At 67.8% G+C, this 25,944-nt stretch carries 25 protein-coding genes; 9 read left to right on the top strand and 16 right to left on the bottom strand.

All coding sequences use genetic code 11. From position 1 onward, the window contains the following. Positions 1-19 precede the first annotated feature (19 nt). Positions 20-1,105: a pyruvate dehydrogenase (acetyl-transferring) E1 component subunit alpha gene (gene pdhA / locus ACYQR9_RS19795; RefSeq protein ID WP_056433397.1), complete on the bottom strand. Its 1,086-nt coding sequence runs from the start codon at positions 1,103-1,105 to the stop codon at positions 20-22. 122 nt (positions 1,106-1,227) lie between these two features. Then, on the bottom strand, positions 1,228-1,539 hold the full coding sequence (locus ACYQR9_RS19800) for an FtsB family cell division protein (protein ID WP_056433401.1): 312 nt from the start codon (positions 1,537-1,539) through the stop codon (positions 1,228-1,230). A 69-nt stretch (positions 1,540-1,608) separates the two neighbouring features. On the opposite strand from ACYQR9_RS19800, the gene ACYQR9_RS19805 reads away from it, so the two are divergent. Then, positions 1,609-2,544 (top strand): LysR family transcriptional regulator, encoded by a 936-nt coding sequence (locus tag ACYQR9_RS19805; protein ID WP_420604500.1) that lies wholly within the window; start codon positions 1,609-1,611, stop codon positions 2,542-2,544. Between the two features lie 64 nt (positions 2,545-2,608). Beyond that, on the top strand, positions 2,609-3,061 hold the full coding sequence (mntR, locus tag ACYQR9_RS19810) for a manganese-binding transcriptional regulator MntR (RefSeq protein ID WP_056433737.1): 453 nt from the start codon (positions 2,609-2,611) through the stop codon (positions 3,059-3,061). 71 nt (positions 3,062-3,132) lie between these two features. Here mntR and ACYQR9_RS19815 read toward each other — a convergent pair whose 3' ends face one another. The 4 genes from ACYQR9_RS19815 to ACYQR9_RS19830 form a co-directional block, all read right to left on the bottom strand. Continuing rightward, positions 3,133-3,747, bottom strand: a complete 615-nt coding sequence (locus ACYQR9_RS19815; protein WP_461222988.1) for a hypothetical protein — start codon at positions 3,745-3,747, stop codon at positions 3,133-3,135. Positions 3,748-3,929: 182 nt separating this feature from the next. Further along, entirely contained in the window at positions 3,930-5,228 is a 1,299-nt protein-coding gene (locus ACYQR9_RS19820) for a type III PLP-dependent enzyme (RefSeq protein WP_461227787.1), read from the bottom strand. Beyond that, positions 5,221-6,744: an AMP-binding protein gene (locus ACYQR9_RS19825; protein WP_461227788.1), complete on the bottom strand. Its 1,524-nt coding sequence runs from the start codon at positions 6,742-6,744 to the stop codon at positions 5,221-5,223. Before ACYQR9_RS19825 ends, ACYQR9_RS19820 begins: the two co-directional genes overlap by 8 nt. Before the next feature lie 3 nt (positions 6,745-6,747). Then, positions 6,748-7,032 (bottom strand): acyl carrier protein, encoded by a 285-nt coding sequence (locus ACYQR9_RS19830; RefSeq protein WP_311273973.1) that lies wholly within the window; start codon positions 7,030-7,032, stop codon positions 6,748-6,750. Positions 7,033-7,342: 310 nt separating this feature from the next. Between ACYQR9_RS19830 and aqpZ the strand changes: the two genes are divergently transcribed. Next, positions 7,343-8,083: an aquaporin Z gene (gene aqpZ, locus ACYQR9_RS19835; protein WP_461227789.1), complete on the top strand. Its 741-nt coding sequence runs from the start codon at positions 7,343-7,345 to the stop codon at positions 8,081-8,083. Positions 8,084-8,252: 169 nt separating this feature from the next. Here aqpZ and ACYQR9_RS19840 read toward each other — a convergent pair whose 3' ends face one another. From ACYQR9_RS19840 to ACYQR9_RS19850, 3 genes are read right to left on the bottom strand one after another with little or no spacing between them, the layout of a single operon-like run. Beyond that, positions 8,253-9,170, bottom strand: a complete 918-nt coding sequence (locus tag ACYQR9_RS19840; RefSeq protein ID WP_419952450.1) for a transglutaminase family protein — start codon at positions 9,168-9,170, stop codon at positions 8,253-8,255. Continuing rightward, a complete protein-coding gene (locus tag ACYQR9_RS19845; RefSeq protein WP_461227790.1) occupies positions 9,167-11,686 on the bottom strand; it encodes a circularly permuted type 2 ATP-grasp protein in 2,520 nt (839 codons plus the stop codon). Before ACYQR9_RS19845 ends, ACYQR9_RS19840 begins: the two co-directional genes overlap by 4 nt. Continuing rightward, positions 11,683-14,952, bottom strand: coding sequence for a transglutaminase family protein (locus tag ACYQR9_RS19850; protein WP_461227791.1), 3,270 nt, complete (start codon positions 14,950-14,952; stop codon positions 11,683-11,685). The genes ACYQR9_RS19845 and ACYQR9_RS19850 overlap by 4 nt, the downstream gene beginning before the upstream one ends. Positions 14,953-15,324: 372 nt before the next feature. Here ACYQR9_RS19850 and ACYQR9_RS19855 point away from each other — a divergent pair, with 372 nt between their 5' ends. After that, positions 15,325-16,473 carry a zinc-binding metallopeptidase family protein gene (locus tag ACYQR9_RS19855; protein ID WP_056433426.1) on the top strand — a complete coding sequence of 383 codons (1,149 nt, stop codon included), beginning with the start codon at positions 15,325-15,327 and terminating at the stop codon, positions 16,471-16,473. A 33-nt stretch (positions 16,474-16,506) separates the two neighbouring features. Here ACYQR9_RS19855 and yciA read toward each other — a convergent pair whose 3' ends face one another. The 6 genes from yciA to ACYQR9_RS19885 form a co-directional block, all read right to left on the bottom strand. After that, positions 16,507-16,911 carry an acyl-CoA thioester hydrolase YciA gene (gene yciA / locus ACYQR9_RS19860; RefSeq protein WP_461227792.1) on the bottom strand — a complete coding sequence of 135 codons (405 nt, stop codon included), beginning with the start codon at positions 16,909-16,911 and terminating at the stop codon, positions 16,507-16,509. A gap of 152 nt (positions 16,912-17,063) precedes the next feature. Further along, positions 17,064-17,363, bottom strand: coding sequence for a hypothetical protein (locus tag ACYQR9_RS19865; protein ID WP_056433743.1), 300 nt, complete (start codon positions 17,361-17,363; stop codon positions 17,064-17,066). A 193-nt stretch (positions 17,364-17,556) separates the two neighbouring features. Further along, entirely contained in the window at positions 17,557-17,742 is a 186-nt protein-coding gene (locus ACYQR9_RS19870; protein ID WP_056433746.1) for a YegP family protein, read from the bottom strand. A 162-nt stretch (positions 17,743-17,904) separates the two neighbouring features. Further along, on the bottom strand, positions 17,905-19,410 hold the full coding sequence (locus tag ACYQR9_RS19875) for a DEAD/DEAH box helicase (protein ID WP_461227793.1): 1,506 nt from the start codon (positions 19,408-19,410) through the stop codon (positions 17,905-17,907). Between the two features lie 301 nt (positions 19,411-19,711). Further along, positions 19,712-20,065, bottom strand: a complete 354-nt coding sequence (locus tag ACYQR9_RS19880) for a hypothetical protein (protein WP_461227794.1) — start codon at positions 20,063-20,065, stop codon at positions 19,712-19,714. Between the two features lie 2 nt (positions 20,066-20,067). After that, positions 20,068-20,310, bottom strand: coding sequence for a hypothetical protein (locus tag ACYQR9_RS19885; protein ID WP_461227795.1), 243 nt, complete (start codon positions 20,308-20,310; stop codon positions 20,068-20,070). Between the two features lie 134 nt (positions 20,311-20,444). Here ACYQR9_RS19885 and sseA point away from each other — a divergent pair, with 134 nt between their 5' ends. Together sseA and ACYQR9_RS19895 are read left to right on the top strand one after the other, a co-directional pair. After that, positions 20,445-21,293 carry a 3-mercaptopyruvate sulfurtransferase gene (gene sseA / locus ACYQR9_RS19890; protein WP_461227796.1) on the top strand — a complete coding sequence of 283 codons (849 nt, stop codon included), beginning with the start codon at positions 20,445-20,447 and terminating at the stop codon, positions 21,291-21,293. A 25-nt stretch (positions 21,294-21,318) separates the two neighbouring features. Beyond that, the gene (locus ACYQR9_RS19895) at positions 21,319-22,176 is read left to right on the top strand and encodes an urease accessory protein UreD (protein ID WP_461227797.1); all 858 of its coding nucleotides are present in this window, start codon (positions 21,319-21,321) and stop codon (positions 22,174-22,176) included. 9 nt (positions 22,177-22,185) lie between these two features. Here ACYQR9_RS19895 and nikR read toward each other — a convergent pair whose 3' ends face one another. Then, positions 22,186-22,722, bottom strand: a complete 537-nt coding sequence (nikR, locus tag ACYQR9_RS19900) for a nickel-responsive transcriptional regulator NikR (RefSeq protein WP_461227798.1) — start codon at positions 22,720-22,722, stop codon at positions 22,186-22,188. Between the two features lie 86 nt (positions 22,723-22,808). Between nikR and ACYQR9_RS19905 the strand changes: the two genes are divergently transcribed. The 3 genes from ACYQR9_RS19905 (at position 22,809) to ACYQR9_RS19915 (ending at position 25,893) form a co-directional block, all read left to right on the top strand. Continuing rightward, positions 22,809-23,825 carry an ABC transporter substrate-binding protein gene (locus ACYQR9_RS19905; RefSeq protein ID WP_207411417.1) on the top strand — a complete coding sequence of 339 codons (1,017 nt, stop codon included), beginning with the start codon at positions 22,809-22,811 and terminating at the stop codon, positions 23,823-23,825. A gap of 164 nt (positions 23,826-23,989) precedes the next feature. Next, complete coding sequence (locus tag ACYQR9_RS19910) at positions 23,990-24,955, top strand: ABC transporter permease (RefSeq protein WP_461222974.1); 966 nt, start codon at positions 23,990-23,992, stop codon at positions 24,953-24,955. Next, positions 24,952-25,893, top strand: a complete 942-nt coding sequence (locus ACYQR9_RS19915; RefSeq protein ID WP_207411415.1) for an ATP-binding cassette domain-containing protein — start codon at positions 24,952-24,954, stop codon at positions 25,891-25,893. The genes ACYQR9_RS19910 and ACYQR9_RS19915 overlap by 4 nt, the downstream gene beginning before the upstream one ends. The last annotated feature ends 51 nt before the right edge of the window (positions 25,894-25,944 follow it).

A 25,944-nucleotide genomic window follows, 5' to 3' on the forward strand; every position in this document is an offset into this window, starting at 1 on the left:
GAGCGTCGCGAGGCCTGTCTTAGGCGCGGGCTTCCAGCAGGATGTCGGTCCAGAGCTCGGACGGATCTGGCTCGGGATCGTGCGTGGCGAACTCGGCCGCGTCGTTGACGGTCTCGCGGACCTTGGCGTCCGTGGCCTTGAGGTCCGCTTCCGGCACCCCGTGCATCTCGATCAGGCGCTTGCGCACCATCTCGATCGGGTCGTGCTCGTCGCGCATCTTGGAGACTTCGTCCTTGGTCCGGTACTTGGCCGGATCGGACATCGAGTGGCCGCGATAGCGGTAGGTCTGCATCTCGAGGATGTAGGGTCCCTGGCCGGAGCGGGCATGCTCCACCGCCCGGCTCGCCGCCTCACGGACGGTGCGGACGTCCATGCCGTCGACCTGCTCGCCGGGGATGCCGAAGGAGATGCCGCGCCTGGAGAAATCGGTCTGCGCCGAGGCGCGTGCCACCGACGTGCCCATGGCATAGCGGTTGTTCTCGATCACGTAGACCACGGGCAGCTTCCAGAGCTGGGCCATGTTGAAGCTCTCGTAGACCTGGCCCTGGTTGGCGGCGCCATCGCCCATATAGGTCAGGCTGACTTTGCCGTTCTTCCTGTATGCGTCGGCGAAACCGAGGCCGGTTCCGAGGGAGACCTGGGCGCCGACGATGCCGTGGCCACCGAAGAACTGCTTCTCCTTGGAGAACATGTGCATCGAGCCGCCCTTGCCGCGGGAATACCCGCCGCGGCGGCCGGTCAGCTCGGCCATCACGCCCTTCGGGTCCATGCCGCAGGCGAGCATGTGGCCGTGGTCGCGGTATCCGGTGATGGTCTGGTCGCCTTCGACCGAGGCCATCTGCATGCCGATCACGACGGCTTCCTGGCCGATATACAGGTGGCAGAACCCACCGATCAGGCCCATGCCGTAGAGCTGGCCCGCCTTTTCCTCGAAGCGCCGGATCAGCAGCATTTCGTGATAGGCGTGGAGGTCTTCTTCCCGCGTGAATTGTGGTGTGTTCGGCGCGGGGGCGTGCTCCGGAGCGTTGCTGGCCCCCGTACCCAACTGAGCCGAACCTTTGGCCGAATCGGCTTTCGCCTGCCCCGCTTCGTTGGCGGCATCCATCGGCTTTCCTCCCGTGAACGGCTATTCTGAACCGTTTCTAGGACAGGGTTTTCCGGAAAGCGAGGCCGTCCAGTCGACAGATCGTCGGAGTTGTCAGGCGGAATGCGACGGGACAAACACGATCATGGGTTGATGATGACGACATCGTTCGCGTGGACGCGCCCCAGCACGATGCGGGCACGTTCCTCGAGGAGATCGCGGTCGATCTGGTCGCTGCGCAGGAGGGCCACCCGGTGTTCCCAGATCGCCCGGTCCGCCTTGGCGGCCGTGAGCTCCTGCTTCAACCCATAGGCCTGGATCTTGAGCGCGCGCTTGGCCTCCAAGCCGCGATTGCCGCTCTCGGCCTGATGAACGAAATATCCGACCACGAGCGCGGACACGGCGTAGAGGCCGAGCGGCATGAGAACGGAACGGACGCGACGACGGACCACCATGTTTCGAGCATCGCGTCACAGGGTTAAGGATGTGTTTCCAATGTGGCCTCCTTTCGCCGGGTTTGCCCGATGATGCGTTTCGACCTCGTCGATCTCGGCCTGTTTCGCCACGTGGCCGAGGCGGGGTCGATCACGCATGGGGCGGCCCGGGCGAACCTGGCGCTCGCCGCCGCGTCGAGCCGTATCCGGGCGATGGAGGTTTCCCTTGGGGCGGCACTCCTCAGCAGGAGCCGTCAGGGCGTCGTCCTGACGCCGGCCGGGCGGGCACTCCTCGCCCATGCCCGTTCCCTGCTGGAGGGGATCGACCGGATGCAGGGCGATCTCGCCGCCTATGCCGGCGGCGCGATCGGCCAGATCAAGGTCCTGTCGAACACCCACGCGCTGACCGAATTCCTGCCGGAAGCCCTGAGCGCCTATCTCGCCCTCCATACCGGCGTGAGCGTCGATATCGTCGAGCGGACGTCGGACGAGATCGTCGGTCTCGTGGCGGAGGGAGCCGCCGATCTCGGCATCGTCTCCGGCACGGTGGATACCGGCACTCTGGAGACCCACCCGTTCCGCCAGGACAGGTTCGTGGCGGTGCTGCCCTCCGGCCATCCGCTGGGGGAGCGGGACGGCGTGCTGTTCGCCGATGTGCTGGATTACGACCTCGTCGGCCTCGATCGGGCGAGCGCCATCACCCGCTTCCTCGCCGACAAGGCCATGCGCACCGGGCGGCCGCTCATGCGGCTGCGGGTCCAGCTGCGCGGCTTCGATGCGGTGTGCCGGCTGGTGGAATGCGGCGTCGGGCTCGGGATCGTCCCCGAAACCACCGCCCGGCGCGCCGCGCGCTCGATGGGTCTCGATATCGTACCGCTCCTCGACCCATGGGCGGCGCGCGACCTCACCATCTGCCTGCGATCCCTCGAAGCGCTACCGGTTTTCGCCCGGGAATTCGTCGCTCATCTGCGCGCAGGGGCGTCACGGCCCGGTTTAGGGCTCCCCTCGGGGGCCGGCCTTGGCTAAACACGGCTCGGGAACGGAATGGTCCGTGTCCGTGACACCGATGAAGCAAGGGGTGCCCGGCATCATGCAGGATTCGTCGCGATCCATGCCCGACGCCCCTCTGGTCGATCCGGACGTCCATGTGGAGAGCTTCCGGCAGGCACGCGAGGCGCGCCGCCTCGAACTCGTCGAAGATTACGTGGAGTTGATCGCCGATCTCATCGGTGATGGCGGCGAGGCGCGGCAGGTCGATATCGCCGCACGCCTCGGCGTCGCCCAGCCCACCGTCGCCAAGATGCTGAAACGCCTGGCCGAGGACGGCCTCGTCCAGCAGCGCCCCTATCGCGGCGTGTTCCTCACCGAGAGCGGGCGCATGCTCGCGGTCCAGAGCCGCGAGCGCCATCGGATCGTCGAGCATTTTCTCTGTGCCCTCGGCGTCAGCGCCGAGACCGCGCGGCGCGATGCCGAAGGAATCGAGCATCACGTGAGCGCCGAGACGCTGGAGGCTTTTCGCGACTTCACGGAGCGCAAGGCCTGAAGGGGTCGAAGCTCAAGGGGCTGGCATGTCACGGAGAGGTGCCGGCCTTCGCCCCGTGGTCGAACGGAACGCTACGGTTTTCGCGCGAAGACATGGCGCGTCGAGCGGCTCGACGGCAGGACCGAGGTCGTTTCCCCTTCGCGCAAAGGCCGGGCGCTCCCGCCGATCTCGCGCCACCCGCCCCAGCTGGGTCCGGTCGCGGTCTCCTTGGATGCCTGGATGATGCCGTCCGAGACGGAAAGATGCCCGGTTGCGACGCCGCGTATCATTTCGGGCGCGTATTGCCGGGCCGCGATCCCGAACAGCGAGATCCCTTTGCTGCCTGGCGCCAGCAGGGTGCCGAGCGCGCCCTCAGGTGGTTCGCCGGCGAGGCGCATGACGCTGGTGTTGGAATCGAGGACGGCCGCTGCCGCTTCGATGTCGCCCTTTGCCAGGAGCCGGCCGGCGCGGGTGATGCGCACCTCGTAGCCGTATCCATCCCGGTCGCGATACAGGCGGGTCAGGCCGAGTTGCAGGGATTCGCAGATCATCAGCACGTGGTCGCGGGCGTATTCGTCGCTCGTCATGACCGTGGGGAGATCGCTCCTTCCCGTCTGCGTGCTGGCGGCGATGTGCTCGAGGAATTCGAGCTTGGTGGATTTCCGCCTGATCGTGCCGCCGCCTTTCAACCGGGGTACCTCCCGCACCGCATTCGAACGTCATCGGGGCGACGAGCGCCCCACACAGCCCCCGAAGTCGGATGCCCTGGCGACGAGCCTCCGACCGTCACGTAGCTTTCGCGAGGGGACGTTAAGGCTGTGAGGGTTTCCGTTCTCTTGCCAAACCCCCTCAGTCTGAAGCGATTTCATCCGTGCGGAGGACGGGAGCGTCAGTCCGTCCTCAGTGCTCCGCCGATCTCCCGTGCCGCGCCGCCATCCACGAGGAGCTCCACCGGGCGCGGGTGGCTGAGAAAGCCCGTGGGGCTCGCCGTCAGGCCGTAGGCCCCCGATTGCAGCACGGCGATGAGGTCTCCTGCCGCGAGGTCCGGCAGCGGTGTGGCGCGGGCGAGCATGTCTAGGGGCGTGCAGAGCGGGCCGACGACGGCGCAGGGCGAGCGTGGCCCGCCCCGGTCCACCACGACGGCGACGGGATAATCGCGCTTGACCACCTGTCCGAGATTGCCGGAGGCGGCGAGATGGTGGTGCATGCCCCCATCGGTGATGACGAAGCGGCTGCCCCGCGAGACCTTCACGGCCCGCACCCGCGCCACGTAGAGCCCGGCCGGCCCGGCGAGGAACCGTCCGGGTTCGAGCACGATCCGCGCCTCCCTGAGGCGGGGATCTGACTTCACACGGGTGATCAGCGCTGGCATGCCGTCCCGGATGGCGGCGAGGTCGAGCTGCGTGTCGGTGGAGAAATAGGGGATGCCGAGGCCGCCGCCGAGGTCGATCGTGTCCAGCGGGCGCGCGATCCGGTCCGCGACCCGCGCCGCCAGCGACAATCCATAGGCCCATTGCGACAGGAGCGTCGCGGCGACGAGCCCTTGCGTCCCGGCAAAGAGGTGGATGCCGGACAGGTGCAGCCGCGGCTCGGCCTCCACCGCATCGACGATCGCATCCAGTTCCTCCTCGTCGAAGCCGAAGGGCGAGGGTTTGCCGCCCATTCGCATGGCGCCCCCCTGCGCGTCGGGCCCCGGATTGATCCGGATCGCCACGCGCTGAACGATGCCGTGGCGTCCGGCGGCCTCGGCCACGCGCCGCATCTCCTCGCTGTTCTCCAGATGGATCTCGCCGATCCCACCGGCGACGGTGGCCTCGATGTCGAAATCGCTCTTACCCGGCCCGGCGAACAGGATGTGTCGGGGTTCGACACCGGCCGCCCAGGACGCGGCGAATTCCGCGCCTGAGGCGATCTCCGCCCCCGCTCCCTCGTCGCGGAAAACCCGGATCACCTCGGGTGCCGGATTGGCCTTCACCGAATAATCGACCACGGCGAAGCCCGAGACCGCATCGGCGAGGTCGCGATAGGCCCGTCTCAGAAGGTCGGCATCGTAGACGAAGAGTGGCGTGCCGTGAGCCTCGGCGAGGTCGCGCGGGTCGAGCCCGCCCACCCGGAGCACACCGTCCGACCGGGGGAAATGTGCCGCCACGAGGCGATCCGCGAGGCTGTCGCCGGCCGTGTCAGACATAGCTCGTCCGTTCCGCCACGAGGCGCTTGTAATCGACCTTACCGTTCGGCGTCGTCGGCAGGGCCGGGACGCTCTCGACGGCACGCGGGACCATGTGCTGGGGAAGGCTCCGCCGCACGTCCTGCAGCACCTCGGCTCGGGCAGGACCGCCCTCCGCCGGCACCGCCACCGCATGGATGCGTTGACCGAGGGCGGCATCCGGCAGGCCGATGACTGCCACGGCCCGGAAGGCTCCGGTTTCCATCAGCGCCTCCTCGACTTCGGTGGGGCTGACGCGGAACCCGGCGCTTTTGATCATCGCGTCCTCGCGGCCGAGGAAGCGAAAGTAACCGTCCTCGTCTTCCACGACGAGGTCGCCCGAGCGGCAGACGAGGGTTCCGTCCTCCGGAAAGCGCGGGTCAGGCACGAGCACCCGGGCGGTGTCCTCAGGCCGGTTCCAGTAGCCGAGGGATACGGTGGGCCCGCGATGGTGCAGGATGCCCGGCTCTTGGGGCCGACTCCGCTCTCCCTCCGCCGTCACCGCGAAGATCTCGGTCTCCGGGATGGCGCGGCCCATGGAGCCCGGGCGCATCTCCAATTCCTCCGGGGGAAGGAAGGTGGAGCGAAAAGCCTCGGTGAGGCCGTACATGAGTACGATCCCGGTCTGCGGCAGCGCCTTGCGCAGCCTCGAAACCGTCTCCAGCGGCACCGCTCCGCCGGAATTGGTGATCAACCGCAGGCTCGAAAGATCGGCCTTTCCCAGCCTCGGTGCCGCGCGGGTCAGCAGGGTCCAGAGGGTGGGGACGCCGGCGAGCACGGTGATCCGATGCCGTTCCAGCGCACCCACCACCTCGTCTCCGAAGCGGAATTCCAGCAGGACGAGGCACGCGCCCTGCTCGACGCTCGTGAGCAACTGGTTGAGGCCGTAATCGAACGAGAACGGCAGGACGGAGAGGATGCGGTCGTCCGCCGTGATCGCCAGGTAGGTGCGCACGATCCGGGTGCCGGCCAGGAGATTGGCATGGCTGAGCATCACGCCCTTCGGCAGACCGGTGGAGCCGGACGTGTAGAGGATCGCGGCGAGGCCGGGCGGCGGAGATGTCACGGATTCCGGTTGCAGCCGGACGATGATCGGGAATTCGGGAACCCCTCCCTCCCCCGTTGAGGGTGGAACGTTCGAGGGGGGCAGATCGAGGGCCGAGAGCAAGGTCGCGTCGGTGATGAGGAGCCGCGCACCGCAATCGGCGAGGATATGCGCCACCTGACGCGGGCGCAGGCTCGGATGGATCGGCACGAACACCGCCCCGATCCGGCTGATGGCGAAGATCGCCGTACATTCGGCAAAGGATTTCGGAAGCAGGATCGCAATGCGGTCGCCGGGCTTCGCGCCCTGGCTCCTCAGGCGTACTGTGAGGTCATCCACCCCGGCCCGCATCCCGCCATAGCTCAGCCGTTCGGTGCCGGCGACGAGGGCGGTCCGCTCGGGCGCACATGCCGATCCGTCGAGGAGGTCGTGCAGCAGTGCGGGCGCCGACATATCCTAACGCTGCGCCTCAGCCCGCTTGGCGTCGACGAAGGCGGCCAGCGCGTCGATGCTTTCGAAATGCGTGAGTTCGAACGCGTCGTCCTCGATCTCGAAGCCGAACCGGTCGCCGAGCTCCATCATCAGATCGAGCACGCCGATAGAATCGAGGGCATCGCTGGTGACGAGGGACGTCTCTCCCGTGATGGCCCCTGGCGCGAGGCCAGGGTTGCGGCCAGCGATGAAGGCGAAAATCGCCTCTCGCGCGGCGGCATGGGTGTCGACCACATTTGTCTCGACCACGTTCCAGCCTCCCCATCGGTCATTCCGCCGACCGTCGCCGCCCATAGCGAGGTCGACAGGGCAAGTCCATGAGTCACGCGGACGTGCTCCGAGCCAGGAGGTCATCCAAGACGGGAGAGGGGCGGGACCGCTCCTGGTTTCTGTATCGGTAGGTGAGACCGCACCTTGAGATCGTTTCGGTAGCACCGATTCGACGATTGCCAAGAGTTGTGATGAAAACTACGCTATTCATGTGAATATCGAGCAGAGAACCGATTCTTCGGTCTTGAATACCGGATGGTCGCCCCTCTGCATTTGAGCGGAGATGGTCATGACCAATGATACGATCCGGCGAGCGACAGCAGAATTTTTCGGAACATTCTGGCTGACTTTCGGCGGCTGCGGCGCAGCCGTCGTTTCAGCGGCCTATCCCGAATTGGGGATCGGATTTCTCGGGGTGGCCTTCGCCTTCGGTCTGACTGTCCTGACGATGGCCTACGCCGTGGGCCATATCTCGGGTGGCCATTTCAATCCCGCCGTCACCGTCGGCCTATGGTCCGCCGGGCGTTGCGCCGACCATCATGTGATTCCCTATATCGTCGCGCAGATCGTCGGGGCCGTGTTCGGTGCCGGCGTGCTCTACCTCATCGCCTCCGGCAAGGCCGGATGGATGCCTAACGGCTTCGCCTCGAACGGCTACGGCGACCTCAGCCCAGGCAAGTATGGACTGCTCTCCTGCTTCCTCGTGGAGGTTCTCGCGACCTTCTTCTTCCTGTTCATCATCATCGGGACGACATCGAAGGGCGCCGCCACCGGATTTGCCGGTATTCCCATCGGCTTTGCCCTGGTGCTGATCCACCTCATCTCGATCCCGATCACCAACACCTCCGTCAATCCCGCGCGCAGCACCGGTCCGGCCCTGTTCGCGGGGGCCGAGGCGATGGGCCAGCTCTGGCTGTTCTGGCTGGCACCGGTGCTCGGTGCCGTGATGGCCGGGGCCATGGCGCGCTGGCTCTACGAGCCGGACACGATCATCGAGACGACGATCGTCGAGAAGCGGACTCCGGCGTAGGAATCGACGGAACCCATTCCGTCTCGCGACCTCATCCTGAGGGACCGACGAGGCCTCCATGACGCGCGGCGTTCCCTGGAGGCCTCGACGCTCGGCGTTCCCCGGCGGCCTCCGTCTAGGCGCTCGCTTCGCTGTGACACCTGGGGATCGCGTAGGACGACGCTCGAAATCAGGCCGTTTCGGTTTCCGGCTCGCCCGCCGATTCCGGCATCGCTTCGCCGTCCGGGATCACATCCACCTCGACCTTGAGCTTCTGCGGGCCGGAAGAGGACACGATGCCGTCGATGGGCGAGACGTCTGTGTAGTCGCGGCCCCGCGCCACCACGATGTGGTCGTCGCAGGCGCCGATATTGTTGGTGGGGTCGAGGCCGATCCAGCCATCCCCGCACCAGACCGAGACCCAGGCATGGCTGGCATCGGCGCCGCGCAGGCGGGGCCGTCCGGCGGGAGGGATCGTGCGGATGTAGCCGCTGACATAGGCCGCCGGCAGGCCGAGCCCGCGCAGGCCGGCGATCATGATATGCGCGAAATCCTGGCACACCCCCGCCTTGAGGGCGAAGGCCTTGGCGAGGGGCGTGTGAACCGTTGTAGCCTTCGCATCGAATTTGAAGTCGGCACGCATGCGCCGCATCAGGTCGACGGCTCCGCCATATGCGCTGCGACCGGGCGTGAAACTCGCGCGCGCATAGTCGGTCACGTCCGGGTCGAGGGGAACCCTGACGCTCGGGAACACGAAATGCACGGGGGCGTCGGGCGCCATCGACCGACCGGAAATCGCCGCGTCGCGCACCGATTCCCATGCCATGCCGGATTCGGGCGGCGGCAGCGGCGGACGCTCCACCTTGACCCGCGACAGGGCTTCGACCCGCAACTCGTTATGCGGCGTGTCGATCAGGAAGGTCACCACGTCGAGGCCGAAATAGTCGCGCCGCACCGTACGGGTTTGCGGAGCCGGCGAAATCGTCAACTCACTGGACAGGACACTCTGCCCCTCCCCGTCCCGCGGCTGAAGCCGCAGGGAGCAGCGGGCGTAACGGACGGGCTTGCCGTAGCGGTAGGTGGTGAGGTGGCGCAGCGTATAGATCACGCGAGCCCCACGAGCTTCTCCGGACGCATGGCGTGCGGGCCGTTGGGAAAGTAGCGGGTGACGATCGCGTCGGCGAGGCCCTCGAAGGCGTTCTCCAGGCGCGTCAGGGCAGCGCCGTCGAGTTCCGATGCTTCGCCGGTGGTGAATTCGGCGGCCAGCTTGAGAGCGAGGCGCTGGTGCGTCTCCGGCAGGCCGTCGACGCGCAACACCGGCAGGTCGGCGAGATGCCGGCAGATCGCTTCCACCTGGAACGCGACGGAGCGCGGGTTGAACGGGTCGAGGAGCACCATGTCGCGTACCGGGTCGATCGCCACGCCCTGCATGTAGCGCGCGCCGAACGAGACGTGCGAGTCGCACAGGGACAGCATGACGCCGAGATCCTCGGCCGTCGCCTCGTCCCCTGCGAAACTGGCGGCGAAGGAGCAGGTGTTGATCGCCCGCTCGATCCGGCGTCCGAGATCGACGAAGTGCCAGCCGGCGGTCCGGTTCATGTTCTCCTGGGCGAGACCGGCCAGGGCGGCGATGTGGCTGAGGGCACGCTCCGCCAGGCCGAGGAGCTCGGCTTCGGCCAGTTCCTTCGCCTCGTCGAGTTCCAGGAGATCCTTCAGGTCGGCGAGCACGCGCCATGCCTCGCTGGAGAGCCTTTCGCGCAGGGAGGCCGCGTTATGGCGTGCCGACACGCTGTGCGAGAGGGCCGAGCCGTAGGTGAGGCGTCCGCTCAGGGCTTCCTGCGCGAGCTTGGCCGTCGGCAGGTCGGGCGCTTCGATGGCGCCCCATTCGTCGAGCAGGGCGCGGATCCGCAGGGCCGTCGGCGCCGTCTCGTCGCCCGCCATGTCGGCGATCACCGCGTTCCCGACGCTGCCGAGATGGGCGATCACGAGGCGGATCACCGCCTCTGCCCGCTCGACGTAGCGGCCGAACCAGAACAGGTTGTCGGCCGCGCGAGACGGCAGGTGCCCGGCGATGCGGCGAACCCTGGGCGCGCCCGGATGCATCAGCGAAACCGGTTCGACCGGACGGTCCGAGAGGACCCAGACATCCGCCGATTTGATCCCGGCCCGCATCTCGATCGGGTTCACGTCGGGCCGCTCCGAGATGCGGCAGAAGCCGCCCGGCATCACGCGCCAGCCGTCCGGCGTCGCCGCCGCGAAGACCCGCAGGACGAAGGGACGGGGCACGAGGCGCATCCCGTCCTCTCGACGCTCCCAGCCTGGCATGGTCGAAAGCGGAGCCTGTTCCTGGGCGATGTAGTCGAAGGGCCTGTCGCGCAGGGCCGCCACCACGCGCTCGCGCTCGGCGACGATCGCGTGCGGTCCGAGGATCGCGTCGCGACCCATCCCCTTGGTCGGCGTCGCCACAGGGCGGAGGTTGAGGTGTTCGAGGTTGTCGCGGACATGGGCGAGCGCGTCGGGATCGCCGCACCACCAGCTCTTCAGCCCTTCGAGGCTGAGATCGGTGCCGAGGAAGTAGCGGGCGATGCGCGGCAGGTAGGCACCGAGCGCACCCGATTCGAGGATGCCGGAACCCGGCATGTTGCCGACGACGAGACTGCCGTTGCGCAGAGCCTCCAGCACCCCGGAAATACCGAGGCGCGAGGCCGGGTTCAGTTCGAGCGGGTCGACATAGTCGGAATCGATGCGCCGCCACAGCACGTCCGTGCGCTTCAGCCCGGACACGGTGCGCACGTGGAGCGCGCCGTCCTGCATCACGAGGTCGTCACCCTCCACCAGCAGCAGGCCGAGATAGCGCGCCAGCGCCGCCTGCTCGACATAGGTGGAGCTCAACGGCCCGGAGGTGAGAAGGCCGATACGCGGGTCGCTCCGCTGCGCACCCATGACCAGCCCGTCGCGAAACGCCTGGAAGAACGGGGCGAGGCGCTCGACATGGAGATCGGCATAGAGGTCCGGGAAGGCGCGGGTGAGCACCATCCGGTTCTCCAGCGCGTAGCCGGGACCGGAGGGAGCCTGCGTCCTGTCGGCGAGGACACGCCAGCGCCCGTCCGGCCCCCGGCCGATATCGGCGGCGTAGAGCTTGAGCCAGCGCCCGCCGGGCGGCTTCACCCCTGAGAGCGGTCGCAGGAATTCCGGACTGCCGGCCACGAGGGCCGCCGGCAGCACGCCCTCCGACACCATCCGGCCGGGGCCGTAGATGTCGGAGATGATGGTTTCCATCAGCTCAGCGCGCTGGACGATGCCAGCGCTGAGGGCGCGCCATTCGGCGCTCTCGATCACGAGAGGGAGGGAACTCAGCGGCCAGGCATGCTCGCGCTGGTCGCCGTAGATCCGGTAGGAGATCCCGGTATCGCGGATATGCCGCTCCGCCGAGGCGAAGCGGGTGGTGATCTCGGTTCCGCTCAGGGTCCCGAGCCGGTCGAGGAGGCGGGGCCAGGCACCGAGATGCGCGCCTCCCGCCCCCACGAACTCGTCCGGGATACCGGGCCGAGGCTGGTAGTCCGAGGTCCAGCGCTCAAGACGCTTCGCCCGTCCTCCGGCTTGCGCCTCGGCCATATCCGTCATCTGGGCGCGGGTGTCCTGAGGTCGAGCGTGAGCGGGAACTCGCGGCTGATCTCCTCGACCGGCATCTCGACCTTGCCGGGCGTGTGGCCATGGGCCTGGAAGCGCGCGAGACGCCGACCCTCGGCCTCGTAGGTGTTCACCGGGAAGGTCTCGTAGTTGCGGCCGCCGGGATGGCTGACATGGTAGCGGCAGCCGCCGATCGAGCGTCCGCTCCACGCATCGAGGATGTCGATGGTGAGGGGCGAATGCGCGGGGATCGTCGGATGCATCGAGGAGGCCGGCTGCCACGCCTTGAAGCGCAGGCCCGCCACCGCTTCGCCCACCGTGCCGGTGCCGGTCATCGGAAGGCGCCGGCCGTTGCAGCTGATGATGTGGCGGCCGGGGACGAAGCCCTCGACCTTGACCTGCAGACGCTCCACGGAGCTGTCCACGTACCGCACCGTTCCACCGATCGCCCCCTCTTCGCCCAGCACGTGCCAGGGCTCCAATGCCTGCCGCAGTTCCAGCTTGACGCCGCCCTGCTCCACCGTCCCGAAGACTGGGAAGCGGAACTCGTACTGCGCCTGGAACGCCGCCGGATCGAAGTCGTAGCCGGCTTGGCGGAGGTCTTCCAGCACGCCGAGGAAGTCCGTCCAGAGGAAGTGGGGCAGCATGAAGCGATCGTGCAGGCCCGTGCCCCAACGGACACAGCCGCCTTCCTGCGGTTCGCGCCAGGCCCAGGCGACGATGGCCCGCAGCAGGAGTTGCTGGGCCAGACTCATGCGCGGGTCCGGCGGCATCTCGAAGGAGCGGAACTCCAAGAGGCCGAGGCGGCCGGTGGGGCCGTCCGGCGAGTAGAGTTTGTCGATGCAGATCTCGGAGCGGTGGGTGTTGCCGGTGACGTCCACGAGGATGTTGCGGAAGATCCGGTCCACGAGCCAGCGCGGGATGTTGGGCTCGTCGGGTTTGGGCACCTGCGCCAGGGCGATCTCGAGCTCGTAGAGCCCGTCGTGCCGGGCCTCGTCCATGCGCGGCGCCTGGCTCGTCGGGCCGATATAGAGCCCGGCGAACAGGTAGGAGAGCGAGGGGTGGCGCTGCCAGTAGAGCACGAGGCTCTTCAGCAGGTCCGGCCGGCGCAGGAACGGCGAATCCGCCGGGGTGGCGCCGCCCAGCACCACGTGGTTGCCGCCGCCAGTGCCGGTATGGCGGCCGTCGGTCATGAATTTCTGCGCGCCGAGGCGGATCTGGCGGGCATCCTCGTAGAGCTCGCTCGTGATGGTGACGGCCTCGCGCCACGAGGTGGCGGGGTGGACGTTGACCTCGATCACGCCCGGATCGGGCGTGACCTTGATGACGTTGAGGCGCGGATCGAACGGCGGCTCGTAGCCCTCGATATGCAGGGGCTGCTTCAGCTCGGCGGCGACGGCCTCGAGATGCCCGATGAGTTCGAGATACTCGTCCACCCGCTGCAGCGGCGGCATGAACACCCGCAGCACCCCATCCCGCGGCTCGACGGCGAGCGCCGTGCGCACGGCGACGCCGGTGACGCCCGATCCGTTCTCGGTCTTCGTGCCGGGATGACCTTCGGGGAGCGCGCCCCGCTCCTCCAGCGGATCCTGCGGCTGATAATAGGGGTAATGCTCCGGCGGCACGAAGGGCAGCGAACTCAGGGGCAGCCGATATCCGACCGGCGAATCGCCCGGTGTCAGGAAGGCGTGGGTACGGCGGAATTCCCAGGGCTCAGAAATCCAGCGACGGTCGTCGGGATCGTCCTTACCCATGGGCAGGCTCGCCAGGGGAAGAGCATAGCCGGCGGCCTCGCCGAGGCCGCGCTCGAACACCCGCGCGATACGGGCATTGGTCTCCGGGTTCGGAAACTTGGCGTCGGAGGTGGTGACGTTGATCGGCAACTCCTCCCGCTTCTCCTCCCAGTAGATCGGGTCTTCGAAAGCGGGGAACACGTAGGTTTCGAGGCCGAGGCGCTTGGCGACGCCGTCGATCAGCGCCTTCGCCTTGCTGGAGGTGGCGTCACGCGGGCCGTCCTCCTTGGCGACGAGGTCGGGATTGCTCCAGATCGGCTTGCCGTCCCGGCGCCAGTACAGGGCGAAGGCCCAGCGCGGCAGGCTCTCGCCCGGATACCATTTGCCCTGGCCGTAATGCAGCATGCCGCCCGGTCCGAAGCGGGTGCGCAGGCGCCGGATCAGCTTGTCGGCGAGGCCGCGCTTGGTCGGCCCCACGGCGGCGGCGTTCCACTCGGCCGATTCGAAATCGTCGATGGAGACGAAGGTCGGCTCGCCGCCCATGGTCAGGCGCACGTCCTGTTCGGCGAGATCGACGTCGATCCGCTCGCCCAGCGCATCCATCTTGGCCCAGACCTCCTCGGAGAAGGGCTTCGTGATGCGCGGGGCTTCCGCCACGCGAGTCACCGTCATCTCGAAGCCGAACTCCACCTCGGCGGGTTCGGCGAGGCCGGAAATCGGCGCGGCGGATTGATAATGCGGGGTGGCGGCAAGGGGGATATGCCCTTCGCCGCAGAGGAGGCCCGACGTGGCGTCGAGGCCGATCCAGCCGGCACCCGGCAGGTAGACCTCGGCCCAGGCATGAAGATCGGTGAAGTCCGTGCTGGTGCCCGCGGGCCCGTCGACGGCGGTCGTGTCGGGAACGAGCTGGATCAGGTAGCCGGAGACGAAGCGCGCGGCGAGGCCGATGCGGCGCAGCACCTGGACCAGGAGCCAAGCGGAATCGCGGCAGGAGCCGCTCTTGAGCGTCAGCGTCTCGGACGGTGTCTGGACACCGGGCTCCATGCGGACGCCGTAGGTGATCTCGGAGGCGATCATGGCGTTGAGGGCCACGAGGAAGAGCACGGTGTTGGGCTGTTCGGGCAGCCGCTCGAGCAGGGCGTCGATCTCGGGGCCCATCGCGTCGTCGGTGACGAGATAAGGCTTCAGCTCCGCGGTCAGGTCGCTCTCGTAAGCGAAGGGGCGGGTCTGGGCGTAATCCTCGACGAAGAAATCGAACGGGTTGATGACCGCCATCTCGGCGGTCAAATCGACCTCGATCTTCAATTCGGTGGTCCGCTCGGGGAAGACCAGACGGGCGAGCCAGTTCCCGTTCGGGTCCTGCTGCCAGTTGATGAAGTGGTTCTCCGGCAGGATCTTGAGGGAATAGGCCGGCACGGTCGAGCGCGTATGCGGCGCGGGGCGCAGGCGGATCACCTGCGGTCCGAGCTGGATCGGCCGATCGTACTTGTAGTGAGTGACGTGGTGCAGAGCGGCTTTAATGGACACGGGGACTCCCGCTGGTTCGGACGTGAGACCGGGCGCGCGGCGGACGCGCGGCGGTGGCGGGAAACCGGAGCGCATCACCGAAGCGCCCCACGGTTGTCATCGGCGTTTTGAGGCCGAATGACCATAGGCTGTGATCGCCGCCGACGGCAGTCGAAATCGGTGCTAGTCTACAGCGGCGTTGCCCTACCGGGCGATGGGAGGTGACGACGTTCATCACGTGAGCAGATTGGCCCTGGCAGTTCAGACAGACGGCATGGCGACGCTGCCCGCCGTCGAGCGGAAAGCAAATTCCGTGCATCGTGACGCGGGGCTTCGCCGCGAAGCGTTCTCTCACGCATATGCCGGCGCCCAGAGTGCGGGCCCGGCCGGCCCATGAAGATCTTTCAGTGCCAGGCTTGCAACCAGCCGGCGAGTTTCGAGAGTACGGAATGCGAGAGCTGTCAGCGGCGGCTCGGCTATGTCTGCGGCACCCACGAGATTTCCGCCCTGGAGCCCTCCGGGACAGTCTGGCACGCCTATGCCGATCCGGGCCGGAAGTACCGCTTCTGTGCAAATGCCGAGTTCAGCGCCTGCAATTGGCTGCTGCCCGATGACAGTCCAGACCGGTACTGTACTTGCTGTCGGCACAACAGGGTGGTGCCGGACCTGGCCCTTGCCTGGAATCTGACGCGCTGGCGCCAGATCGAGGCCGCCAAGCACCGGTTGTTCTACTCGCTGCTTCGCCTCGACCTGCCCCTGATGACACGGGACGAGAACCCCGCCACCGGTCTGGCCTTCGACTTCCTCGTCGACCCCGCCGAGAGTTACAGCGTCGGTCCCCCCGTGCTCACCGGGCATCGCAGCGGCCTCATCACCCTGAACATCGCCGAGGCGGACGATGTCGAGCGCGAACGGCGCAGGATGCTGTTCGGGGAGTATTACCGCACGCTCCTTGGCCATTTCCGCCACGAGATCGGGCATTATTTCTGGAACGTCCTGATCCGCTACGATCAGAGCATCTGGTCGTTCCGCGACCTGTTCGGCGACGAGCGTGCCAGCTACGGCATGGCCCTGCAGCGTTACTACGCCCAAGGCGCGCCGGCGGACTGGCAGGAATCCTACGTCAGCGCCTATGCCACCAGCCACCCATGGGAGGATTTCGCCGAGACCTGGGCGCATTACCTCCACATCGTCGACACGGTGGAGACGGCGAGCACCTTCGAACTGCACGTGCGGCCTCGCCTGCGCAACGGCGCGCCGGACCCCGTCGTGATCGATTTCGATCCGTATCAGTCGCCAGACCTCGATCGCCTGATCTCGGCATGGTTGCCGCTGACCTATGCGGTGAATTCCTTGAGCCGCAGCATGGGGCAGCCGGCGCTCTATCCCTTCAAGCTGACACCGGCCGTCATCGCCAAACTCGCCTTCATCCACGACCGGATCGAAACCGTTCGCTCGGTCACGGGCGATCATCTCGATTCGGATATCCTGAAGGCGGTGATCACCGGCCTGCGCCAGCGCGTGGCACCGCCGAACGTCTGAACTGCGAGGCGAACCCTAGGGCCGGTTCAGGGCTCACGTTCCCTGTTCCGGCTCCGATTTGGGAAGCCGGCGCGGGCGCCCGTCATCGTCGATGGCGACGAAGGTGAAGGTCGCCTCGGTGACCTTCTCGCGCAGCTTGGTGCGGAAGCGGCGCGCCCAGGCTTCGACCTGGATCTTCATGGACGTGCGGCCGACACTCTCCACCCGTGTGTAGACGCAGAGCACATCGCCAACCCGTACCGGACGAATGAAGGTCATCGCGTCGACCGCCACCGTGACCACGCGGCCCTGGGCCTGGTCGACGCCGGCAATCCCGCCGGCCTGGTCCATCTGCGACATCACCCAGCCGCCGAAGATGTCGCCATTGGCGTTGGTGTCGGCCGGCATGGCGATGGTGCGCACCGTGAGGTCGCCGCGCGGGTCGCTGGTCTCGCCCATTCCGGTCTCCACCCATCCTCGTTGCGCCGCCTTCGTTCGTCCGAGGCGTCGCTTGGTCTCCTGCATCGGCCGACAAGGGGCATCAGGTCAAGAAAAAGCCCGGCCGTCCCGAATGGGACGACCGGGCCTCGAAACCGACCGGCGTGACCGACTTAGTAGTAGAAGCGACGCGGGCCGTAGAACCGGCGCGGACCGTAAAACGGGCGGCGGTAGAACGGACGCGGCGCGAAGTACGGCCGACGGTAATACGGACGGGCGTAGTAAGGACGACCGTAGAACGGGCGACGGTAATACGGCCGGCGATAGTAGTACTGCGCCTTCTCGGCGACGGCCGGTGCGGCCTCGCTCTGAAGGGCCGAGACTGGGCCGATGGGCGCGGCCGAGGCGCCCTGGGGGGCCAGGGCGGCGAAGCCCAGGGCCAGCAAGGCGGCCAGAAGGAGTTTTCTCAACACGTTCATGACTCCTCGAGTGATCGAACGACGGTGATGATACGACGGCATGCGAAGGAATGCATGCTTGGCCGTCAGCCGAACGCACAGAATCGGCAAACCGTTTCATGCCCTCCGTCGGCAAGCTTAACGGCAACCTTCCCGGGAACGGCCTTCGCGGGCGGGGTCTCCGCGTCGGTGGCTTTGCGTGAACGGGTCAGGCGATCTTCAACGTCATGTCGACGATGCTGGCATCGGCCGAACCCTTCACCAGGGTGATGCCATGCTCGCAATCTTCCCTGCGGGCATAGCCCTCGGCCGAATCGGCGATGACGTTCCCGTTCGTGACTCGGAGGCGCCAGCGCCAGTCGCCACTCGAATCCCGGTACAATTCGAAACGCATGCCCATGCCTCCCTCGCGGAGATGCCCGCCAGAGGCTGAGATGGCGCGGGATCGTCCGTAAGCAATATCCGTCCCGGCCTTGGGCTCAAACGAAAACGCCGCCCCGGACGGTCCGGGGCGGCGTCGTGTCGAGCGAACTCGACCGTCTGGGATCGATTCGGATCAGGAACGCGGGAAGCGGTCGAGCCAGCCGATGGCGCGACCTTCGCCGGCGGCATTGCCGCCGCCGCCGCTGCGCGGGCGTTCACCCTGGCGCGGAGCGCGGGTGTCGCCGCGCTGGTCGGGACGGGGGCCACGGCCCTGCCCTTCCGCCGGACGATCGCCGCGGCCTTCCTGCGGACGGCCGGAACGGGCCGGACCGCTGGGCTGGCCGCCACGGCTCTCGCCGCCGCGACCGCCGCCGGGACGACCGCCGAAGCCGGGGCGTCCGCCGCCGGGACGCTGACCCTGGCGCTGGCCGGGACGCTGTCCCTGGGGCGCCGGACGACGCTCCTCGGCCTGCGCGGCCTCGGCCGCTTCCTGGCGGGTCGGCGGGTTGAAGCCCTCGGGGAAGGCGCCGACGGGGATCTTCTGGCGCGTGGTGCGCTCGATATCCCGCAGGTAGGCCTTCTCCTCGTCGTTGCAGAACGAGATGGCGAGCCCGTTCGCACCGGCGCGCGCGGTGCGGCCAATGCGGTGGACGTAGCTCTCGGGCACGTTGGGCAGGTCGTAGTTGATGACGTGGCTCACGGCCTCGACGTCGATGCCGCGGGCGGCGATGTCGGTGGCCACCAGAACGCGGCACGACCCGTCCTTGAACGCGGCGAGAGCACGCTCGCGCTGCGGCTGGGACTTGTTGCCGTGAATGGCCGAGGCGTTGATCCCGACCTTCTCCAGGCCGCGCACGACCCGGTCTGCGCCGTGCTTGGTGCGGGTGAAGACCAGGACCCGCTCGATGGCAGGGTCGCGCAGGATGTGGTTCAGCAGGGCCTGCTTCGCGCCGGTATGGGCGAAGATGACCTCCTGGGTCACACGCTCGGCCGTCGTCGCCACGGGAGTCACGGCCACCTGGACCGGGTCACGCAGGTACTGGTCGGCGAGGCCGGCGATGTTCTTCGGCATGGTTGCCGAGAAGAAGAGGCTCTGGCGCTCCTTCGGCAGCATCTTCACGATGCGCTTGAGGGCGTGGATGAAGCCGAGGTCGAGCATCTGGTCGGCCTCGTCGAGGACGAGGATCTCGACGGCTTCGAGGGTCAGCGAGCGACGCTCGATGAGATCCATGAGACGGCCCGGCGTGGCGACGAGGATGTCGACGCCGTTGGCGAGCGCCTTCTCCTGGCGGGAGATGGTGATGCCGCCGAACACCACGGTGTTGGTGAAGGACAGGTGCTTGCCGTAATCCGAGAAGCTCTCGGCGATCTGGTTGGCGAGTTCGCGGGTGGGCGAGAGCACCAGCACGCGGCAGCCGCGGCGGATGGCCTTGCGCGGGTTCTGGGCGAGGCGGTGCAGGATTGGCAGCGCGAAGGCCGCGGTCTTGCCGGTGCCGGTCTGGGCGATGCCGCAGAGGTCGCGGCCTTCCATGGCGGGGCGCAGGGCCTGAGCCTGGATCGGGGTCGGAGTCTTGTAGCCGGCCTCATCCAGGGCGCGCAGCACGGGCTGAGCGAGGCCGAAATCGGTAAATTGGGTCAAGGGTAGACTTTCAGGCAGCGGGACCGGCCGGACGCCATCGGCTAGGATGGTCGTCTTATCGAAGGGACTGGTCCGTTGAGCTGGAGGTCGCCCGCGTGATGGGGCGATCCGGGTGCATGCACGTTTGAAGAGAGGGGCTCAGGTCGCTTGGGTCGCGCTGACGCGCAATCGGCGATCCGTCACGCAGCCCTCTCAAGCGAACCTGTCACGGCCGCTGACGCTGCAACTGCGATATGCGCTTTCGCGCCTGCGAAGTCAATCTCGGCCTTGAGCCATACGCTGAGCGCCTGGACGTGTGGCCTTACCAGCCGAAACGCGCCATCTGGGCGAGCTTGGCCTGGACCGCTTTCTCGTCACGGCCGAGGGAGGCGAGGGTCTGGGACAGGCCGTAGCAGGTACCGCAGAACGGGAGCTGGACGAGGGGTATCGTCTCGGCCCGGAACCGGGACACGGAGCCGATCAGGCAGGCGATGAGCGCCTCGTCTTCCGGGCCGCCGACGCAATCTCCGCGTGGGCTGCCGAACAGGGCACGATTCGGCCAGGCCAGGGCGATGGTGGTGCCGCCGCGCCGGTCCGGTGCGGGCGGCAGCGTGTAGCTCCGTACGAACAGCCCCGCGAACAGAAGCATCAGAACGAGGCCCGCGAGGACGCGCATGGTCAGGGGGTCTCGTCGAAACGCGTGCGGTGGAAGACCTCTGTCCCCGCCCCGTCGATGACCCGTACCGCCTCGGCCGGTCCGCCCGAGCGCTGCGGTGCCCGTGCCCGTGCGAACAGCAGGAGCGCGCGCTCCGTGGCGCTCTCGGGCCCGCTCGCGCGGATCGACAGGCGCTGGCGCACGCGATCCTCTCCCTCGTCCTCGGAGCCGAGAATCTCGATGTGGAACGTCTCGCGGGGACTCACGATTCTGTCCGCTCCGGAAGGGGTTCGTGGCTGCGGCTCGTCATGCGGTGAGCTTTCGCCTCAACGCACCGACTGTGCAAGCCGGGGGCGGATGTGGTTGAGTGGCGCTGACCCTCACCACGGACCGAGAAAACATGACGCCTTCGCACTTCGTCACGACCGACTGGCTCAAGGAGCGTCTCGGCGCGCCGGGCATCATCGTGCTGGATGCGTCATGGTATCTCCCCGCACAGGGGAGAAACGCCGAAGCCGAGTACCAGGCCGCGCACATACCCGGCGCGATCCGCTTCGATATCGATGCCATGAGTGACGAGACGTCGCCGCTGCCGCACATGCTGCCTCGCCCGGAGGTCTTCGCCTCGCGCATGCGCGAACTCGGCATCGGCGACGGCATGCACATCATCGTCTATGACGGAATGGGTCTGTTCTCCGCCCCCCGGGTCTGGTGGATGCTGCGCACCTTCGGCGTGCGCGACGTCCAGATCCTGGAAGGCGGTTTCCCGGCTTGGCTCGCCTCCGGCGGCAAGACCGAGGATGGCGACGGCCCCCGGCGCGACCGGCGCCATTTCTCGGCGCGACTGGACCATGGCGCCGTGGCCGATGCCGGCGATGTCGCTCGCGCCCTGGAGCGCGGTTCGGCGCAGATCGTCGATGCCCGTTCCGCCCCGCGCTTCCGTGGCGAGGAGGCCGAGCCACGCCCCGGCGTACGTCCCGGCCACATGCCGGGCGCCCGCAACGTCCATTATTCCGCGCTCCAGGCGGACGGCCGGCTGAAGGACGCGGATTCCCTGCGCGCGGTCTTCGCCGAGGCCGGGGTCGATCCGGCAAAGCCGGTCATCACCACCTGCGGTTCAGGCGTCACGGCGGCCATCGTCGCGCTCGCCCTGGAGACGCTGGGCCACCCGCCCCGTGCGCTGTACGATGGGTCCTGGTCCGAATGGGGCGTCGATCCCGCGCGTCCGGTCGCTACAGGGCCGGCCTGAGGGTTCCGCGCGGGACCCCCTTCCATTGGCCGACCTCTCGAGCCGCGACACCGTCCCACACGCTATTGTTCCGGTGCGCCAGCGCTCGGAGGGGCGCGTCGCCGTGCGCGTCGTCCGCCACGGGGCGGGCACGCATATCGCCGATCTCTCGGAGGCCGGGCCGTTGCGCCTGCGCCTGCCGCGCCATGGCGAGGGTGTCTGCGAGGCGGTGCTGCTCAACACGGCGGGCGGCATCGCCTGCGGCGACGGTTTCCGGGTCGAGGCGACGGTCGATGACGGCGCGCATCTCGTGCTCACGACGACGGCCGCCGAGAAGATCTACAAGTCCGACGGTCTCTCGAGCCGCGTGACGACGACCGCGACCCTGGCCGAGGGCGCGGGTCTCGACTGGCTGCCGCAGGAGACGATCCTGTTCGACCGCGCGCGGCTGGAGCGACGGTTCGAGGTGGACCTCGCGCCGGAGGCACGGTTGCTCGCTTTCGAGGCGGTGGTTTTCGGGCGAACGGCGCGCCATGAGCGTATGGAAACGGGCCTGTTCCGGGATGCCTGGCGCATCCGCCGCGCGGGGCGTCTGACCTACGCGGATTCCGTCGCCTTCGACGGGCCGATCACCGCCCTTCTGGAGCGGACGGCTTTCGGCGGCGGTGCCCGCGCCATGGCGACTCTGCTCGATGTTTCGGCAGACGCGGAATCCCGCCTGGAGCCGCTTCGCGCCCATCTCGACAGTCTGGGACCGACAGGGGTGGATGTGGCGGCAAGTGCCTGGAACGGGCACCTCGTTGCCCGTTTCTTGAGCGCCGACCCCGACGCCCTACGGGCGACGGCCGCCCGTATCCTGGTGGACTACCGTGGCGCGCCGATGCCCCGGGTCTGGCAGAGCTGAGGCCCCTCGTCAGGGCGCCTTCTCTCCCTGGAACGGATGGATCGGCGGAATCAGCGCCGCCGCGAGTTCCAGCCGGCCGGAGATGACGCCGCGCTCGGTGATCATCGTGTCGGCGATGGTCTGCAGCGTCGCCGCCGGCCCCTGCACCAGCACCACTTCCAAGGTCTGGTTGTTCATCAGATGGACGTGGAGAGAGGAAATGACCTCAGCGATGTAGCGCCGCTGCAGATCGGCCAGACGCTGCTGCACGCCCGGCGCGAGATGGTCGTAGAACAGTGTGATCGTGCCCACCATCACCCGGTCGCCGACCTTGTGGCGGTGCTCCACGAGCGAGCGGTGGAGGATCGTCGCCACGGCCTGTGAGCGGCTGGCGAAGCCACGCTCCCCCACCATGGTATCGAGCTCGCAGAGCAGATCCTCGGAAAGCGACAGGCTGATCCGACTCACCGGCTTGCGCCGGCCGCCAACTCCCTCCTCCGGGTTCGTGCCGTCCTCGGGGGCCGCTTCCGTCGCTTCGCTACCCGCCATGGCGCCTTCCTCCTGCATGCCGGACTCGTCCTGGCACGTATTTTGTATGGCAATCAGCCGATCGGTATTACGATTTCCAGCGATCGTACTACGCGGTTCGGAGAATGCAGATGCACCTTTCCACGATCCTGACCGCCGGACGCAAGGCCGTCACGGGCTGCGCCCTTGCCCTGGGCCTCCTCACGGCCTCCGCCTCCATCCCCGTGGCGCACGCCGCCGAGCCCCTGCGCATCGGCTACAGCGACTGGCCCGGCTGGGTCGCCTGGCAGGTCGCCATCGAGAAGGGCTGGCTGAAGGAGGCCGGGGTCGACGCGAAGTTCGAGTGGTTCGACTACTCGGCCTCCATGGACGCGTTCTCCGCCGGCAAGCTCGACGCCGTCACCTGCACCAACGGCGATGCCCTGGTGATGGGTGGCAATGGCGCCAAGAACGTCATGATCATGCTCACGGATTACTCCAACGGCAACGACATGATCGTCGGCAAGCCCGGCGTGAAGGCACTGGCCGACCTCAAGGGCAAGAAGGTCGGCCTCGAAGTCGGCCTCGTGGAGCATCTCCTCCTCATCAACGGCCTGACCAAGCTCGGCCTCAAGGAGACGGACGTCACCCTGGTCAACGCCAAGACCAACGAGACCCCGCAGGTTCTCGCCTCCGGCGACGTCTCGGCCATCGGCGCTTGGCAGCCCGTCGCCGGGCAGGCGATGAAGGGCGCGGCCGGCGCCAAGCCGCTCTACACCTCCGCCGACGAGCCGGGCCTGATCTACGACGTGGTCACCGTCTCGCCGGCCAGCCTGTCGGGCCGTCGGGCCGAGTGGATCAAGTTCGTCGGCGTCTGGAACAAGGTCGTCGCCTATATTCAGGATCCGAAGACGCAGGGCGATGCGGTGGCGATCATGGCGGCCAAGGTCGGCATCGACGCGCCCACCTTCACCCGCTTCCTCAAGGGCACAAAGCTCCTCACCCTCGCCGAGGGCGCCAAGGTGATGAAGGATGCCGACGGGTTCGGCTCCCTCTACGGCTCGAGCCGCTATGCCGACGCCTTCAACGTCAAGTACGAGGTCTACAAGACCGCCCAGGACGTGAAGAGCTACATCGACCCCGCGCTGACCGACGGCAAATGAGCGCGGAGATGCGCCAGGGCTTGGAGCGCACTTCCCCTCCCCCTTGTGGGGAGGGGACAGGGGTGGGGGTAGCTCCGCTAGCCTCGGCCGCGGTGGGTCACCCAACCACCCCCACCTCCAACTCCTCCCCACAAGGGGGAGGAGGGGCCCGCGTCTCGTCTCCCTTGTCCCCCCGCCGCCGCTCCTGGGTCGGCGTCGCCCGGCCGCTCTCGCCGCGCCGCCGGACGAGCCTCGCAATCCTGTCGTTCCTGATCCCGCTCCTCGCCTGGGCGGCGGTCTCCTACGTGCCGTTCCTGTGGCATCCCCTGGTGGAGGTGACCGAGCCCGGCGACATCGCCTGGATGGAGCCGGGGATGCGCGTGCCGAAGGCCGCCTTCGCGGAGGAGGTCGCCTCGGCCAAGGCCGCCGGCACCGCCGAGCCGGCGGGCAGGCCCGCCAACCCGGTCTACCTTCCCGCCCCGCACGAAGTGGCCACCGCGTTCTGGACCTCGCTGACGGCCCAGCCGACCCAGCGCGACGCCATCCGCCTGCCCTTGAGCCTGTGGCACTCGATCCAGATCATCGCCTTCGGCTTCCTGCTTTCGTCGCTGATCGGCGTGCCGCTGGGAATCCTCTGCGGCGCCCAGCCGACTTTGGCGCGCCTCACCGAGCCGGTCATCGAGTTCGTGCGCTACATGCCGGCTCCCGCCTTCGGGGCGCTGATGGTCGCCATCCTCGGCATCTATGACGGGCCGAAAATCGCGATCATCGTCATTGGCACCTTCTTCCAGCAGGTGCTGGTCATCGCCAACACCACCCGGCGGATCGAGCCGCTGCTGATCGAGGCGGCCCTGACGCTCGGCGCGCGGAATCTCCGCCTCATCCGTCGGGTGATCGTGCCGGCGATGCTGCCGCAGCTCTACCGCGACCAGCGCATCCTGCTCGGCTGGGCCTGGACCTACCTCATCGTCGCCGAACTCATAGGCACTTCGTCGGGCATCACCTTCTTCATCACGCAGCAGGCCCGCTACCAGCATTTCGACAACGTCTACGCCGCGATCCTCATCATCGGCCTCGTCGGCTCGATCACGGATCTCGCCCTCGCCTGGCTCGGCCGCCGGCTGTTCCCCTATGACAGGAGCGAAGCGTGAACTCGGTCTCTCCCGTCGCCTCTCCCGTCATCCTGCCGATCGAGGCCTGCGACTACCGCACCCAGTGCGAGCCGGTCCGCGCCCGGTTCGAGAAACTGAAGAGCCGTGAGGTCGCCCTCCGGGTCGAGAAGCTGACGAAGACCTTCCGCAGGGCGGATGGCGGCGTGACGGTGGCCTTGAAGGACATCGACCTCGTCACCCACCGGCGCGAGTTCCTCTGCGTCGTCGGGCCTTCGGGCTGCGGCAAGTCCACCTTCGTGCGCATCCTCGCCGGGCTCGAGACCTCTACCTCGGGCGTGGTCAGCGTCGAGGGCGTGCCGGTCTCCGGGCCGGGCGCGGACCGGGGCATGGTGTTCCAGGGCTACACGCTGTTCCCCTGGCTCAGCGTCCTGCGCAACGTCGCCTTCGGGCTGGAGGAGAACGGCACGCCGCGTCGGGAAGCGGAGCGCGAGGCCCGGCAATGGCTGGCGCTCATCGGCCTGGAGGCCTTCGCCGACAGCTACCCGCACCAGCTTTCCGGCGGCATGAAGCAGCGGGTGGCCATCGCCCGGGCGCTGGCCACCCGCCCGCGCATCCTGCTCATGGACGAGCCGTTCTCGGCCCTCGACACCCAGTCGCGCGCCCGGATGCAGGCCTACCTCATCGAGATCTGGAAGAAGATCGACATCACCATCGTCTTCATCACCCACGACCTCGACGAGGCGGTGCATCTGGCCGACCGCATCCTAGTGCTCAGCGCCCATCCGGGCGAGGTGGCCGAACTCATCGAGGTGCCGGTGCCGCGCCCGCGCAGCCACAACCAGGCGCTCACCCCCGAATTCCGCGCCACCCGCGCCCGTCTCGACGCGCTGATCCACCCGCCGAAGGACGAAGCTGAGGAGAGCGTCGCCCCCGACGTGGTGACGCGCATGACCTCCGCCGGGGACGAAGTGGAATGAACGCCATGTCTTACACGACCGGCTCCGGCCTGCCTCACGGTGATCTCCGGC

The organism is Methylobacterium sp. CM6241 (genome assembly GCF_054817845.1).

Bases quoted from the DNA above. Each gene is read 5' to 3' on its own strand.
- pdhA (WP_056433397.1), bottom strand. From the start codon at position 1,105: ATGGATGCCGCCAACGAAGCGGGGCAGGCGAAAGCCGATTCGGCCAAA.
- ACYQR9_RS19800 (WP_056433401.1), bottom strand. From the start codon at position 1,539: ATGGTGGTCCGTCGTCGCGTCCGTTCCGTTCTCATGCCGCTCGGCCTC.
- ACYQR9_RS19805 (WP_420604500.1), top strand. From the start codon at position 1,609: ATGATGCGTTTCGACCTCGTCGATCTCGGCCTGTTTCGCCACGTGGCC.
- mntR (WP_056433737.1), top strand. From the start codon at position 2,609: ATGCAGGATTCGTCGCGATCCATGCCCGACGCCCCTCTGGTCGATCCG.
- ACYQR9_RS19820 (WP_461227787.1), bottom strand. From the start codon at position 5,228: ATGTCTGACACGGCCGGCGACAGCCTCGCGGATCGCCTCGTGGCGGCA.
- ACYQR9_RS19825 (WP_461227788.1), bottom strand. From the start codon at position 6,744: ATGTCGGCGCCCGCACTGCTGCACGACCTCCTCGACGGATCGGCATGT.
- aqpZ (WP_461227789.1), top strand. From the start codon at position 7,343: ATGACCAATGATACGATCCGGCGAGCGACAGCAGAATTTTTCGGAACA.
- ACYQR9_RS19845 (WP_461227790.1), bottom strand. From the start codon at position 11,686: ATGACGGATATGGCCGAGGCGCAAGCCGGAGGACGGGCGAAGCGTCTT.
- ACYQR9_RS19855 (WP_056433426.1), top strand. From the start codon at position 15,325: ATGAAGATCTTTCAGTGCCAGGCTTGCAACCAGCCGGCGAGTTTCGAG.
- yciA (WP_461227792.1), bottom strand. From the start codon at position 16,911: ATGGGCGAGACCAGCGACCCGCGCGGCGACCTCACGGTGCGCACCATC.
- ACYQR9_RS19870 (WP_056433746.1), bottom strand. From the start codon at position 17,742: ATGCGTTTCGAATTGTACCGGGATTCGAGTGGCGACTGGCGCTGGCGC.
- ACYQR9_RS19880 (WP_461227794.1), bottom strand. From the start codon at position 20,065: ATGCGCGTCCTCGCGGGCCTCGTTCTGATGCTTCTGTTCGCGGGGCTG.
- sseA (WP_461227796.1), top strand. From the start codon at position 20,445: ATGACGCCTTCGCACTTCGTCACGACCGACTGGCTCAAGGAGCGTCTC.
- nikR (WP_461227798.1), bottom strand. From the start codon at position 22,722: ATGCAGGAGGAAGGCGCCATGGCGGGTAGCGAAGCGACGGAAGCGGCC.
- ACYQR9_RS19905 (WP_207411417.1), top strand. From the start codon at position 22,809: ATGCAGATGCACCTTTCCACGATCCTGACCGCCGGACGCAAGGCCGTC.